Genomic DNA, 15,660 nt, shown 5'->3' with positions numbered 1-15,660 from the left:
TTAGTAATTCTTTCCTTTATTCTTCATCACAGCACTTTCTTTTTTCCCTATAAAAAAGGCAACCACTGTAAGCAGCATCCCAACAAACATCATATATGCCCCAGTACTTGGCAGGGATGTCACATCAAAATTCAGCATTTTTTGAAACCCTAAAAGTGGTGGCTTATAGGTCATAGGCGTCCCATCGGGTTTCGTGATTTTCATGATCGCATGGGGGTCTAGATCATTGCCATAGGAAGTGAGCCATACGTTAAAATCGTACATCCCCATAACTCCTAAAACTGCCATTACGATAAACCAGCCCAAAAACCATTTGTAACTAATTTTACCCATAAATCTCAATACACCTAGAAGCAATCCGATAGCCGCCATCCCACCTATTACCATAGGAAACACACGAAATTCCCACATTTCTTCTGGTTTCGGAATGGTTTTCATTCCTATATAGTGATTTAATCCATCTATATTCTGTATATCAAATTCTTCTACGCCTTGTATACCGTCGATATAAATATTCATGCCCATCGGAATAGGATATTGCGGTGCACCCAACATGATATTCCAAAGCGGAAAAGCAAACAAGCCCAATAAAAGCAAGGAGCCGATACACATTATTATTCCTGACTTTTTCATCCGTATGATTTTATGCTAACACAACTAAATGGTTGTTGTGTTGCTATTTGGTTTAGTAGTTATAAAAAAAGCGGGAAGCTTTTTTGGTTTTACGTCCCGCCTTTTTTTATTTCAATATTCAATACTCTATTCTCCTAAGGTTCCCGTTAGTTCTATATCAGAATCTGCTGGGGATACCCTAACATAACCTTGCATTTCTTGGTGAAGGGCAGAGCAGAAATCTGGACAGTAAAATGGCCATACACCTACTTGTTTTGGTTCCCATACAAAGGTTTCTGTTTGTCCAGGCATAATTAACAGCTCTGAGGTTTGGGCTCCAATCATACTAATACCATGCGGTACATCATAATCTTGCTCTAGATTCGTAACATGGAAATACACCTTGTCTCCTACCTTTACCCCTTCAATATTATCGGGATTAAAATGGCTACGGATCATGGTCATATAGATACGAACTACATTTCCGTCTCGTTCTACTCTAACCTCGCTATCGTTTAAGGTTGCATGTGGATGTTTGTTCTCGCTTAGTTTAAATATTTTCTTAGAATTCTTTTTAACGATATCTGCCGGAATACCAGCTGCATAATGTGGCTCACCAATGGTTGGGAAATCTAATAGCAGTTCCATTTTTTCTCCAGATATATCATATAACTGGGCTGATTGTGTTACCTCTGGTCCTGTTGGTAAATAACGGTCTTTGGTAATCTTATTCATGGCCATCACATATTTTCCGAATGGTTTTCTAGAGTTTCCTCCTGGGATCATCAAATGTCCCACCGAATAGTAACAAGGCTGTCTGTCTACCACTTCCCAAGTATCCAATTTCCATTTTACAACTTCAGAAGAAATAAAGAAGGTAGTATAGGCATTTCCTTTTCCGTCAAACTCTGTATGCAAGGGTCCAAGACCGCCACTATTTACAGTTCCTGCCAATACATCTTCAAATTTAAGAATAGGAATCCCATAGGCTTCACCATCAAATTTTTTCTTCTCAATAACATCTAACATTTTGGTAAAAGAGTGTACCGTTAAATCGGCAGATAGTTTTCCATTTCCAATAATATACTCTCCGGAAGGATCGACATCACAACCATGCGGAGATTTTGGGGTTGGCAAGAAGTATACGGCTCCAGGGACATCTATAGGATTTACCACTAAAACTTCTTTTTTCATGGTAGAAGTAGCCATATGGGTTGCCTCATCATATACATTATGGGCATAATTGGCAGGCATTTTAGTACCTCCTCCATTATTTACATATTCTTCTATTACCTTCCAGTTAACGGCAGCAATAAAATCTTTGTCATTTTGTGATGCATTAACCTCTAACAGTGTATTGGCCTCCTCAGTGTTGTAGGTGGTAAAGAAAAACCATCCATGGGACTTCCCTCTTCCAGGGTGTGATAGATCATAATCGAATCCTGGCATCATCAACTGGAATTTAATATCCATTCCACCGTCTTCGGGATCTACACTAATAAATGATAAGGCTCCTTTAAAATTACCTTTATACTCATTGATCGGCATATCGCGCTGTGGTACAGGCACAGAAAAACGTGTTCCTGCCACCACATACTCGGTGTTTTCCGTAACAAAGGAAGAACTGTGGTTCCCCGCACTATTGGGTATTTCAATAATTTCGGTCGTTTCAAAGGTGGTCAAATCTATTTTTGCTATTCTAGGGGTATTGTTCCCATTAATAAAAACAAATCGTCCGTCTAACTCCCCATTGGTCTGCGAAATGTCCGGATGGTGAGCATCGTCCCAAGGAATAAAACCATGGGAAGTATTCAACATCGGTTTTGTTTCCTCATTATATCCATAGGCCTTTTCAGGATCTTGGGAAAAAACAGGTATCACTTTAAAAAGTCTACCGGAAGGCAAGCCATATACCGACAACTGTCCACTAAAACCACCAGAAACAAAGGCATAAAAATCATCATGTGTCCCTGGTTTCACATACACCTTCTCAGCTGCGTTCGATGCCAGTGCACCGCTTGATGCGGATTTCTCTCCCTTTCCGCAACTGTTTAACAATGCGGCAAAGCCTAGGGCTACGAGTGCTATAAAACTATATTTTCTCATTTATTTTAATTTATTATTTGATTTACATTTATTCGTTTGGTGGTAATATTACTTTGTCTACCACATGGACAATTCCGTTTCCTCCAGGAATGCTGGCTATAATTTTTGCGCCACCTACATATACATCTTCACCCTTCACCTCTACCAGTGTATTTTGGTTATTGGCCTGTCCCAGTTTCTTGAATTTCTTTAAAAACTCTTTGCTATAGTTCCCTGGCGTTACATGGTGTTTTAAGATATTGGCCAAGGCTTCTTTATTTTCGGGCTTGAGCAAATCTTCCACGGTACCTGCAGGTAATGCCGCAAAGGCTTCATTGGTCGGTGCAAAAACCATTAAGGGTCCGGCATTAACGAGCACGTTTTCCAATTCAGCTGCTTGTACAGCCGCTACTAGAGTGGTATGATCAGGAGAGCCAATAGCTATTTGCAAAACATTGGGCGTAGACCCATCGTCTTTAATAAAGGCCTGGCCTTTTTGTGGGGACGGTACTGTTTTGGACGTTTCCGGAACAGCTTCCTTAGTTCCTGATTTGGCATCCGATTTACAACTTAGGACAAGTCCTAAGATGCAAAGCGACCCAATTAATAATTTAAATTTGGAGGTTATTTTCATATGTAGCTCTTTATTGGTTTTAACGGTTATATGTAACTCATATATCTTCTTTCTTATGTGCGACTAGTTTTCGGTCATGCTTATTTTATAATTGAATATTAAAGGGTTCTAAAGTATTCTACTACGGCTCTCGCCTGATCTTCTGTAAGCCCTTGGTTAGCCATTGGCGAACCGTTAAATTCTTGCAGCAATTCTTTTGCCAACGGATCTTCCTTAACCATACCATCAGGATTCAAGATCATGTTCATAACCCATTCTGGGGTACGTCGTTTTAAAATCCCATCAGGTGCCGGCCCGATAAACTTTTTACCAACTCTATGACAAGCCATACACATTTGTTTAAAGACCTCTTCTCCTTGCTTGGCCATATCAGTATCTATTTCTGCCCCTAGGCTTACCGATTTGATAGGACCAACCCCTTTATTGGTTAGATCGATCGTTTCAGATGCTTTTACGGTACTTTTATTTTCCGTTTTTGCAACAGCTTGCTCAGTTTTGGATTTTGCTCTATCAAGGCTAAACCCATCCTTTCTCTTTTCTTCTTTGCCACCGCAACTCATTAATAAAACAGAGAAAAGAACTGCGTTACTTCTTAATATTATTTTCATAGGATTGATTGTTTATTGAATTCTGGTCAAAATTATGGCTGCATTAGTAGAAAAAATATGACAAAAGTCATATTCAGGATAAATTTGTCTTTTTTTTGACCAGTCTCTGATCCCCTATTTAAAAGCGTTCGAACAACAACAACTGCTCGCTCTTTAAGAATGTTTGGAAGTGAAATTTGAATTAAAAATACTTCCTAACATTGCAGTCATGACCCTAAAAAAACATCCAATTACTTTAATTGAACCAATTAATGACTGCTCAATGAAACCCCTAAACGCAGCTATTTCACTCGAAGCTTGATGTAGATTGATAAGGATTCTGCTTTATATAAGTTAGTGGCTTATTCTTTTGTAGAATTTAATAAACAACCAAAACCTCTCTACTCCTTCATAAACTTTCATACAATAATATTGGTTTAAGATAGCCTTCCCCGATTTCCAAAACATCGAAATTGCACTCTTCTCCAAGTTCTTGTAAAATCTTTTCTATATCTTAGATGGTAAGGTTTCCATTGATCTTAACACTTGTTTTAATCGATTAAAAAAACAGTATAACATGACCAACTATACCATTACTATTGATAACGAACAATTTTGCCTTTCCCAAAAAGATATATTGTCTTTAGATGTTATTCCAACCAAAACTTCGAAATACCATGTTTTGCACGAAGAGAAATCTTATGCAATCCGGGTTATAGCGTTCGATTTTATGACTAAAACAATGTCTATTGAAGTTAATGGCAATACCTATGAATTGGTATTAGAGGATGAATACGATTTAAAGGTTAAGCAAATGGGATTATTAACCCAAAAAGCGCATAAAATAAACAATATAAAAGCCCCTATGCCCGGCTTAATTATAGATATCATGGTCAGTGAAGGACAAGAGATCAGCAAAGGCACGCCACTTTTGGTATTATCGGCCATGAAAATGGAAAACATCATCACTTCTACTGGGGAAGGTATCGTTAAAACCATATCGGTCCTTAAAAATGAAACGGTAGAAAAGGGTCAAATTATTATTGAAATCGATTAGGGAAACGTTTGAAATCAAAACCATGAAAAAAATCTTAATTGCCAACCGAGGGGAAATAGCGTTACGGGTTATGAAGACGGCCAAAAAAATGGGTATTGGTACCGTGGCTGTTTATTCCGAAGCCGACCGAAATGCACCTCATGTACGCTATGCCGATGAAGCGGTATTTTTAGGAAATTCAGTTTCTTCCGAATCGTACTTGGCCAAGGATAAAATAATCCATGCAGCTTTAAAAACCGGTGCCGATGCCATACACCCTGGGTACGGATTTTTAAGTGAAAATGCCACTTTTGCTCAAATGGTATCCGATAACGGCATTACTTTTATAGGTCCACCCACCCATGCCATAAAGATCATGGGCGATAAATTGGCTGCAAAAGAAGCCGTAAAAAAGTATGATATCCCTATGGTTCCGGGTATAGAAACCGCGATTACCGATATTTCACTCGCCCAAGAAATATCCAAAGAAATCGGGTTCCCTATTTTGATAAAGGCTTCTGCCGGAGGAGGAGGAAAAGGAATGCGTGTAGTCCATGAATCGGAAGAACTGCCGGGCCAAATGAAACGTGCTATTAGCGAAGCAACGGCAGCTTTCGGAAACGGTGCGGTCTTCATTGAAAAATATATCGAAGCACCTCGGCATATCGAAATTCAAATTTTAGCCGATACCAAGGGAAATATAATACATCTATTTGAACGGGAATGCAGTATTCAGCGTAGACACCAGAAGGTTGTCGAAGAAGCTCCTTCTGTATTTATTACTTCCGAAATAAGAGCTGCCATGGGGGCAGCGGCTGTAAAGGTTGCCAAGGCCTGTAATTACGTAGGTGCCGGAACGGTAGAGTTTTTAATGGATAAGGACAAGAATTTTTATTTCTTAGAAATGAACACTCGCTTACAGGTAGAGCACCCGGTTACCGAACTGATTACCCAAGTAGACCTAGTAGAACAACAACTGAAAATAGCAAATAACGAAGTACTACAACTGGGACAAAACGATGTGAGCATAAAAGGACATGCTTTAGAGCTCCGCGTATATGCCGAAGACCCCGTGGATAATTTTTCCCCTAGTATAGGTACTCTTAAAACCTACGTTTGCCCTGTAGGGATTGGCATCCGGGTTGATGATGGGTTTGAAGAAGGCATGACCATCCCTATTTATTACGATCCTATGTTGGCCAAATTGATCACGTATGGCAACACCCGGTCCGAAGCCATACAGCTGATGTTGGAAGCCATAGATGCATATAAAATCAAGGGCGTTGCTACCACCCTTCCCTTTGGTAAATTTGTCTTCCGCCATCAAGCTTTTACATCGGGAAACTTCAACACTCATTTTGTAGCGAATCACTACACCCCAGAGCTTTTGTTGGCCCAATACGATAAGGAACGCCACATAGCGGCGGCAATGGGATTAAAATTATTCCTTGAATTTAAAGACAAATTAAAGGTCCCTGCGAACGAGCAATCTAACTGGCTGTTAAAAAGAACCATAAAGTAGGATTTAATGAAGAACAAAATAAAAATACTAGAAGACAAAATAGCCAAAGCCCAATTAGGAGGTGGTCTAAAACGTATAGAAACCCAACACGGCAAAGGCAAACTAACGGCCCGTGAACGACTGCATTTTTTATTAGACGATGGGTCTTTTGAAGAAATGGGAGCTTTGGTTACGCATAGGACGACCGATTTTGGTATGGAGAAGAATGTTATTTATGGCGATGGGGTTGTTACTGGCTATGGCACCATTGCTGGGCGACAGGTATGTGTGTTTGCACAAGATTTCACTGTTTTTGGCGGATCACTTTCCGAGACCCATGCCGAAAAAATATGTAAAATAATGGATATGGCCATGAAAATCGGTGTTCCGATAATTGGCTTAAACGATAGTGGCGGTGCCAGGATACAAGAAGGAGTGCGGTCCTTGGGAGGCTATGCCGATATCTTCCATAGGAATGTAATGGCCTCTGGGGTTGTTCCACAATTATCGGCAATTATGGGGCCCTGTGCGGGAGGGGCGGTTTATTCCCCTGCCATGACAGACTTTACCCTGATGGTAGAAAACTCTAGTTATATGTTCGTTACAGGTCCTAATGTGGTAAAAACCGTCACTAATGAAACCGTTACTTCGGAGGAGCTAGGCGGTGCCCTTACCCATGCTACCAAATCTGGGGTTACCCATGTAACGGCAGAAAACGATATCGAATGCATACAGCAGCTGCGACAACTTATTAGCTATTTCCCTCAAAATTGTGAGGAATCTCCAAAACCGTTAGACTATTCCATAGAGGACGAAACTAGGAAAGCCTTGGAAAACATCATCCCTGAAAATGCCAATCAGCCCTATAATATGAGGCATGTTATCCATGAAATTATAGATAGGGAGTCTTTTTTTGAAATCCATAAAGACTATGCCGAAAATATCGTTGTCGGTTTTGGCAGGTTAGCAGGCAGGAGTATCGGTATTGTTGCCAATCAACCCATGCAATTAGCGGGAGTTTTGGATGTAAACAGTTCTAAAAAAGCGGCCCGATTTACTCGTTTTTGCGATTGTTTTAATATTCCTTTGTTGGTATTGGTCGATGTCCCAGGTTTCCTTCCTGGTACCGATCAGGAATGGAACGGTATTATCACCAATGGTGCCAAGTTATTGTACGCCCTTAGCGAAGCTACCGTACCTAAGGTTACTGTAATTACCAGAAAGGCGTATGGCGGAGCCTATGACGTTATGAATTCTAAGCATATAGGAGCCGATTTAAATTATGCTTGGCCCGGGGCCGAAATCGCAGTCATGGGTGCCAAGGGAGCCAGTGAAATTATTTTTAAAAAAGAAATTAATTCGGCACAGGACCCCGAAGAAAAATTACGTGAGAAAGAACAGGAATATGCCGATAAATTTGCCAACCCCTACAGTGCTGCCGAAAGAGGGTTTATTGATGAAGTAATCTATCCGAAGGATACAAGACGAAAACTTATAAAAGCCTATGCCTTGTTAGCCAATAAGGTGGTAAACCTTCCTAAGAAAAAACATGGAAATATCCCCTTGTAACCCTAAAAATATAATCCCACAACACCTTATGAATCAACTAGAAGACCTCATAAACTTACTTAGCTTAGAGCGTATTAATGACCAAACCTTTATAGGACAAAACTACCAGGCTCCTTGGGGACGCGTATTTGGAGGTCAGGTTTTAGGACAATCCTTATATGCTGCGTACCAAACTGTAGCCAAGGATAGGATAGCCCATTCCATGCACGGATATTTTATTTTAGGAGGAGATTTGGATATTCCTATTACTTATGAGGTAGACAACATTAGAGATGGAAATAGTTTTACTACTAGACGAGTGGTGGCCAAGCAAAATGGAAAGGCCATCTTTAATATGTCTGCTTCTTTTCAAGTGGCTGAAGAGGGCCCAGATCATCAAATTAACATGCCCAACGTCCTTAATCCTGATCAATTAATGACGAGTATGGAACAGATATTGGCGATGAAAAATACGGACCCCGAGACTTATGAGATTATTAAAAGCACTCATCCAAAGATATTTGAATTTAAGCCTACTGATCGGTTAACCTATAAACTTGTAAAAAACGGCCCTCCTTTGAACCATATGTGGATGCGCACCACCCAACCCATAAAGGCTAGTTTACCGCTTCAACAACAAATTTTGGCCTATGCCTCCGATTATAATATATTGATGACCGCTTCTCTACCCCATCGGGAACAGCTAAGTCCCTCAAGGACGTTTTATGCCAGTTTAGATCACGCCATATGGTTTCATCGCGATTTTAAGATTGATGATTGGTTATTGTACGCTATGGATAGTCCTAGTGCCTCCAATGCTAGAGGTTTCTCTAGGGGAAGTATTTTTGACAAAAACGGGGTTTTGGTTGCTTCCGTAGCCCAAGAAGGGCTGATGCGGCAAATAAAGGGGTAAGATGGCTTTATAAGAACATTTGCGACATCAATCGCTTACAAACTATTCCTTAAAATTAGGCAAACATTTTTAATGCTAAACTTATAAAATGCAAATCTATCCGGAAGTGGATAGATTTGCATAAGATCAATTTACAAGGTTTCAAATAAAAACAGTCATGAGCTGTGTTTATTATTCATTTTCCCAAGCATTATTTTTTCCCATTGCATTTGTCACAAATGCCTTTGACCAATAGATTCATATCTTCTGCCAAATACCCTTTTGGCAAACTTACATTAGGGATTTTATAGTCGGTTAAACAAACAGTTTCACCACATTTGGTACAATGAAAATGGAGGTGAAGATCATTATCTATCTCGCAATTACAATCTTGTTCGCACATGGCATATTTAGGGGTTCCAGATCCATCATTGATCTGATGTACAATACCTTTTTTTTCAAAGGTCTTCATAGTCCGATACAAGGTTGTTCTATCTGCTTTATCGAAAGCATTTTCTATATCTACCAAGGCACTAGCTATGTTTTGAGCGGCGAGATACTTATAAATAAGCATTCTCATGGCTGTGGGGCGTATTTCTTTTTGTTGTAAATAATCTTCTATTTCAGCCATGGTCTTAGTGTGTATGTTCTGCTTCTTCCTTTTTCATTTCAGCCATTAAATAATAGGCATTGTTTTGGGCAAATAATGTACTTGGTTGTACTGATTGCAAAAATCTTACTGCAATCCATTCCCCGTCATTTTCCCCTAAAGTTACTTCTATTGGCACAAAACGCCAATCGTCTCCTTCCTTTTCCGCGGAAAAAACAAAGAATTTATCCCCCTCCCTACTAATGGCACTTTCTGGAAATGCGAGGGTTTTCACATTTCCAGTTTCAATACGACCTTTAATATACATTCCAGGAATTAAGAGGGCTTCCTTATTTTCAATATCGGCATGTACATGCAAGGCCTTTGGTTCTTTTTCGAATGTTTTGCTTATAGAAAATATTGTAGCGGTCAGTTCTTCTCCATCTGGAGATTGCACTTTAAATCGTACCGTTTGGCCTTCCTTTATTTTATGTACATCCTTTTCAAAAACCATCAAATCGGCATGCACATGGTCGGTATTTACGACTTCTAACAAGGCCGTCTGTGGATCTACGTATTGTCCTGTTTTCACGGCTACATCCTGCACATAGCCACCAATAGGACTCCGTAGGCTAATGCGTTGATAAATATGGCCTTTTTGAAGTCCGCCGACACTTATATTTAATTGAAGCAATTGTGCTGCCAATCCATTTACCATAGCCTCGGCGACTTTATATTCGGCTTCAGCTTTTTGAAAATTCATTCCGGAAGCAACGCCGCCCTCGAACAGTTTCTTTTGTCTTTCAAATTCCGTTTTAAGAAATTTATTATTGTTATAAGCATTTAGGTAGTCGGTTTGTTTTTGGATTATATTGGGGTGTGATAAATAGGCTACCACTTGCCCTTTTTTGACCTTATCTCCTTCTATCACTTCTATAGCAACCACATTGGCCCCTATTACCGAAGTTATTATTGCCTCATTTTGCGGCGGTACTTCTAACTGACCATTAGCAGCTAGGAAAGCGGACATATTTCGGCTACTTACCGTATCAATTTTTAATTGTAAGGCTTCAAACTGCTGGTTGGTTAGCATCACTTCCTCTTTTCCTTCCTTATGGAGGTCTTTTTTCGCTAATGGAGTCTCGCTCTTATCTCTCTCGTGTTTTATATCGGTTGGCTTACTGTTGCCACAAGCGGTAATTCCAAAAGCCAGCATAGCTAGGAATACCATTTTATAGATAGATATTTTTTTTATTTGCATCTCTGTATTTTTAATTTTATGTATTCTAATCTGTCCTCTAAGAGAAGTTTTATTTGGTATAATACTCTAATTCGAAACGGGTATTTAGGAAATTGTTTAAAGCATCCATGGCATCCATTTCTGTCTGGATGGCATCTTTAATAATTTGAGTAAAGCCAAAATAATCTATTGCCCCTTCTTGGTACGCCAGTAGGCCACCTAACCGATTTTCTTTTGCTAATGGCAGGGCTTCTTGATCATAAAACTGCCAAGACCTCAACCATTTTTGATAGTTATATACGGCTTGTTGATATTCGGATTTAATTTTTCTTTCTGCAATAATGCCATTTTCTTTGGCCTGTTCAACAGCAATCCTAGCTTCCTTAACTTTTCTCTTTTGCAATCCTGATAATAGTGGCATAGAAATACCGGCCTGATAACTATAATATTTGCTCATATTTCCTTCTTCTTGCCAGCCTGCTTGCAGACTAACCTTGGGCAACATACTGGCTTTTGAAACTTTGTAATTACCAACTGCTTCGGCGACACGCTTTTGGAATAGTATATTTTGAGGGTGACTCTCCAAGTCAGCAACACCTCTCAAACCCATTGTTTCTGATACGTCCAAACCCTTAGGCACATCGTAAAAAGTATCACTGACCAACCACAAATTAAGTCGCTCCAAGGCTATTTGGTAGTTACTATAAGCCTCTTGTTTTTTGTTGTTTATTTGTAAGGCTTGATTTTTTGCCGATGAATACTCCAACTTGGAAATTGCCTTCACCTCGAAATTCAGGCTCACCGATTTTTGGAATTTGTCATAAATCGAATCCAATTCGCGATACAGGCGATATTTCCGATTGGCCTGAAAGGCTGCTGACCAGGATCTTTTCACTTCCCTAATCAGCACTAATTCCGATAGGTCATAGGCGGTCTCGGCCAACTGTATACGTGTTTTTTGTAAACGTTTATTGGGAGCGATCCCAAAAACATCGATATCGGATTGGCCTAAACCCACTATCGTATATATTCCATCATCCCCCCTAATTTCCTCTCCTCCTGTAAACAAATTGGTGGTTCCTAGGTCCGTAACCGTGTTTTTTAAAGCCTGTTGTTTTTCTATTTCCAATTGATTTGCCTTTAACAAGGGATAATTAGCGACGCCTAGTTCTATCGCTGCTTGCAAGGAAATTTCTGAAAAGGTCTTTTCAGCAAGACTTTGGCCTTCCGATGCGACAACTGGAACTGTTTGTTGTGCAATGGAAGTAATCGGTAGCAGCAAGAACAATGTTACCACTACGGTTACCGGCACCATTTTTTTTGGCGATGCCTCTATTGCTGTTCTATTCTCTACCCATTGGTATAAGATGGGGAGAATAAATAGGGTAAGCAAGGTAGCTGTTAAAAGTCCCCCTATAACCACAGTCGCCAAGGGCCGTTGTACTTCTGCCCCTGCCGATGAAGACATGGCCATAGGTAAGAACCCTAATACATCGGTGAGTGCAGTAAGCATAATAGGCCTGATCCTTCGTTTTGTCCCTTCAAAGATCCGTTCTTTTAATGAGGTACTTCCTTCTTCCTTTAGTTCGTTTAAACCACTTATCATGACCAAACCATTTAGTACAGCCACTCCAAATAGTACTATAAAACCTATTCCTGCCGAAATACTAAAAGGCATATCTCTAATCCACAAGGCAAATACCCCACCAATAGTCGCCATAGGAATGGCTACGTAAATCATTAAGGTTTGGGGAAACGATTTTAGGGCTAAATAAATCAGAACAAAAATAAGCAGCAAAGCAATGGGAACCACCGTTATCAGCTTATTACTGGCACGTTCCAGATTTTCGAACGCCCCACCGTAACGGATAAAATATCCTGGTGGCAAGTCTAATTCACGCTCTAAAATAGCTTGAATATCTTTCACTACAGATTTTACATCCCGATCCCTGATATTAATCCCCACATAGGTCCTACGGTTGGTATTATCCCTACTTATTTGCATGGGCCCTGGTTCGTAGCTTACTTTTGCTATTTCACTTAAAGGAATTTGTGAACCGTTGGACAAGTTTATATAAAGATTTTGAATATCGGTTATACTGCTTCGGTTTTCTTTATTTAGTCTTACCACTAGGTCGAAGCGTTTCTCTCCTTCAAAAACAACTCCGGCTTTAGCTCCTGCAAAGGCAGCTTGGACAATACTATTTACTGCGGTAATATTAAGACCGTATTGTGCTAATTTACCACGGTCGTAATCGATGGTTATTTGAGGCAGGCCATCGATCGCTTCTACTTTCATATCGGCTACTCCTGGCACCGTAGCGATTAGCCTCCCTATTTCTTCGGCCTTTATTGCCAATATTTCCAGGTCTTCTCCAAATAGTTTTATCGCCACATCTTCCCGTACTCCGGTAAGCAATTCGTTAAAACGCATTTCTATAGGCTGGGTAAATTCAAAATTTACCCCAGGAAGAATGCTCACCGCATTTTTCATCAACGTTACCATCTCATCTTTTGAGGTGGTACTTGTCCATTCCTTGATAGGCTTCATGATTACAAATACGTCGGCTATATCCATGGGCATAGGATCGGTAGGCACATCGGCGACCCCAATACGGCTCACTACGGTTTCTACTTCGGGAAACTGTGCCATCACGATTTGCTCAATTTTTGTAGTTGTTTCTACGGTTTCGCTCAGGGAACTTCCTGGTTTTAAGAGGGCATGAAACGCGATATCGCCTTCATCGAGCTGTGGAATAAATTCGCCTCCCATCCGTGTAAACATAAATACTGCCAAGGCAAAAAGAACTATGGAGCTTCCTATAATAAGTTTTCCCTTTGTTAGGGCCTTAGCCAATATAGGTTCGTACTTCCGTTGTACCCAATGCACAAATTTATCTCCATAAGACTCTTTTGTGCGCTTAGGAGCCTTTAAAAACAGGGCAGACACCATGGGAACATAGGTTAAACAAAGGATCATAGCCCCAATCATGGCAAAAATAAAGGTCAATGCCATAGGTCTAAACATTTTTCCTTCTACCCCTTCTAGGGCCAAAATCGGCAAGAAAACAATAAGGATAATCAACTGTCCAAAAAAGGCGGCATTCATCATTTTTTTTGCGGCCTTCCCTGCAATTTCATTTTGGGTATCCTTGGTTATTATTTTCTTTTTTACCACATAACTATACATAAGAAAAACTGAACCTTCTACGATAATCACGGCCCCATCTACAATAATACCAAAATCTATAGCCCCTAAACTCATCAGATTTGCCCATACATCAAATACATTCATCAATATAAATGCAAACAACAGGGACAGAGGTATGGTAGAGGCTACTATAAGTCCGCCCCGCCAATTTCCCAGCAATAGAACTAATACAAAAATAACGATAAGTCCACCTTCTAGTAAATTGCCGGTAATCGTCCCTGTAGTCTCGGTAATCAGGGTACTACGATCTAGAAAAGGTGTAATCGTAACCCCTTCTGGCATAGATTTCTGAATCTGCTCTATTCTATGTTTCACCTTGGTTACCACTTGGTTAGAATTTGCTCCTTTTAGCATCAAAATCATCCCGCCTACAGCTTCTCCTTTCCCGTCCTTGGTCAAGGCACCATACCGTACGGCACTACCTAAGGACACTTCCCCAACATCTCTTATTTTTATGGGAATACCATTGTGGGTTTTTACCACGATATTTTCAATATCTCCAATACTTCTTGCTAGGCCTTCTCCACGGATAAAATTAGCCTGGTGATTCCGTTCAATATAAGCACCACCTGTATTTTGGTTATTGTTTTCCAAGGCCGTAAAGATCTCTGTAATAGTCACTCCAATCGCATTAAGTTCATTTGGATCTACGGCCACCTCATATTGCTTTTGGGTGCCACCAAAGGCATTTACCTCCACTACCCCCGGCACCATGGCCATTTGGCGGCGAATAATCCAATCCTGCATAGTCCTTAATTCGGTTAGGGTGTATTGATCCTTAAAGTCTTTCGACACCTCTAGGGTATATTGATAAATCTCTCCTAGTCCGGTCGAGATTGGTCCCATTTCGGGTTTTCCAAAGCCTGAAGGAATTTGTTCTTGCACCTCCTTAAGCTTTTCGGCTACCAACTGTCGCGGCAGATAGTTCCCCATATCGTCATCAAAAACAATGGTTACCACCGAGAGCCCAAATCTAGAAATAGATCTTATTTCATGGACCTTAGGTAAGTTACTCATGGCCACCTCCACAGGGTAGGTGACAAACAGTTCTATATCTTCTGTTCCTAAATTGGGAGATTGGGTTATTACCTGGACCTGATTATTGGTAATATCAGGTACGGCATCTATAGGTACTTGGGTCATACTCCAAATCCCTGCCCCGATTAGGGCAAAAGTGAGCAGACCGATAATAAATTTGTTATCGATTGAATAATCGATGATTCTATTGATCATATAAAGTGGTTAATTCAGTTAAAAATACCGCTATCGTTTTTTCAAACAAAGTATAGCTAAGCCAAGGAAACCTTCGCAGATTCCTTAATAACAGGATATAAGAATCCTAAAAACTGAATTAAACTTTTGGTGGTTGGAGGATAGAATGTATTACTTCTTCACCAAGACTATCAAAATGAATGTAGATTTTAGAAGGTATTACAGCAGATATTGGTTCAAAGGAAGTGATCCCAAAATCAACAGAATTCACATGACAACAATTGCAAAGACAGAATGGCGAGCATAAATCGGCTATTCCATTGTGTTCTTGACTGTGGTCTACCGCCATAATATTTTCGACAACACTATCCTTAGCAACTTGAACTTCATCGGCACATGGCATAAAATTAAGGGCTAAAAAATAAAAAGATAATATAATTGTTATCAACTTCACCTTACAAATATAAGAATACTAACATGCAGCAGTATTGCAAAGTAGGTATTTTACAAGAA

The 15,660-nt window shown here is 40.0% G+C and carries 12 protein-coding genes; 4 read left to right on the top strand and 8 right to left on the bottom strand.

Annotated features, from left to right (window positions below):
* From HCG49_RS10735 to HCG49_RS10720, 4 genes are all read right to left on the bottom strand, one after another.
* Positions 1–633: a hypothetical protein gene (locus HCG49_RS10735; RefSeq protein ID WP_168469537.1), complete on the bottom strand. Its 633-nt coding sequence runs from the start codon at positions 631–633 to the stop codon at positions 1–3.
* A gap of 126 nt (positions 634–759) precedes the next feature.
* Positions 760–2,718 carry a Sec-dependent nitrous-oxide reductase gene (gene nosZ / locus HCG49_RS10730; RefSeq protein WP_168469536.1) on the bottom strand — a complete coding sequence of 653 codons (1,959 nt, stop codon included), beginning with the start codon at positions 2,716–2,718 and terminating at the stop codon, positions 760–762.
* Between the two features lie 28 nt (positions 2,719–2,746).
* Complete coding sequence (locus HCG49_RS10725; RefSeq protein WP_168469535.1) at positions 2,747–3,331, bottom strand: fasciclin domain-containing protein; 585 nt, start codon at positions 3,329–3,331, stop codon at positions 2,747–2,749.
* 98 nt (positions 3,332–3,429) lie between these two features.
* On the bottom strand, positions 3,430–3,939 hold the full coding sequence (locus tag HCG49_RS10720) for a c-type cytochrome (protein WP_168469534.1): 510 nt from the start codon (positions 3,937–3,939) through the stop codon (positions 3,430–3,432).
* Positions 3,940–4,495: 556 nt separating this feature from the next.
* Between HCG49_RS10720 and HCG49_RS10715 the strand changes: the two genes are divergently transcribed.
* From HCG49_RS10715 to HCG49_RS10700, 4 genes are read left to right on the top strand one after another with little or no spacing between them, the layout of a single operon-like run.
* Positions 4,496–4,975, top strand: coding sequence for an acetyl-CoA carboxylase biotin carboxyl carrier protein subunit (locus HCG49_RS10715; protein WP_168469533.1), 480 nt, complete (start codon positions 4,496–4,498; stop codon positions 4,973–4,975).
* Positions 4,976–4,997: 22 nt separating this feature from the next.
* Complete coding sequence (locus HCG49_RS10710; protein ID WP_168469532.1) at positions 4,998–6,476, top strand: acetyl/propionyl/methylcrotonyl-CoA carboxylase subunit alpha; 1,479 nt, start codon at positions 4,998–5,000, stop codon at positions 6,474–6,476.
* A gap of 6 nt (positions 6,477–6,482) precedes the next feature.
* Positions 6,483–8,024 (top strand): acyl-CoA carboxylase subunit beta, encoded by a 1,542-nt coding sequence (locus tag HCG49_RS10705; protein WP_168469531.1) that lies wholly within the window; start codon positions 6,483–6,485, stop codon positions 8,022–8,024.
* 28 nt (positions 8,025–8,052) lie between these two features.
* Complete coding sequence (locus HCG49_RS10700; protein WP_168469530.1) at positions 8,053–8,916, top strand: acyl-CoA thioesterase; 864 nt, start codon at positions 8,053–8,055, stop codon at positions 8,914–8,916.
* Between the two features lie 190 nt (positions 8,917–9,106).
* Here HCG49_RS10700 and HCG49_RS10695 read toward each other — a convergent pair whose 3' ends face one another.
* The 4 genes from HCG49_RS10695 to HCG49_RS10680 form a co-directional block, all read right to left on the bottom strand.
* Complete coding sequence (locus HCG49_RS10695; protein WP_168469529.1) at positions 9,107–9,526, bottom strand: Fur family transcriptional regulator; 420 nt, start codon at positions 9,524–9,526, stop codon at positions 9,107–9,109.
* Positions 9,527–9,530: 4 nt separating this feature from the next.
* Positions 9,531–10,745 carry an efflux RND transporter periplasmic adaptor subunit gene (locus HCG49_RS10690; protein ID WP_168469528.1) on the bottom strand — a complete coding sequence of 405 codons (1,215 nt, stop codon included), beginning with the start codon at positions 10,743–10,745 and terminating at the stop codon, positions 9,531–9,533.
* A 49-nt stretch (positions 10,746–10,794) separates the two neighbouring features.
* Positions 10,795–15,168, bottom strand: a complete 4,374-nt coding sequence (locus HCG49_RS10685) for a CusA/CzcA family heavy metal efflux RND transporter (protein WP_168469527.1) — start codon at positions 15,166–15,168, stop codon at positions 10,795–10,797.
* 118 nt (positions 15,169–15,286) lie between these two features.
* Positions 15,287–15,601, bottom strand: coding sequence for a DUF6660 family protein (locus HCG49_RS10680; protein ID WP_317167476.1), 315 nt, complete (start codon positions 15,599–15,601; stop codon positions 15,287–15,289).
* Between the last annotated feature and the right edge of the window lie 59 nt (positions 15,602–15,660).

The sequence above is a fragment of the Arenibacter sp. 6A1 genome (assembly GCF_012272855.1).
GTDB lineage: Bacteria > Bacteroidota > Bacteroidia > Flavobacteriales > Flavobacteriaceae > Arenibacter.
The sequence above is the reverse complement of the archived record's forward strand: the minus strand, read 5'-3'. Positions and strand labels throughout refer to the sequence as shown.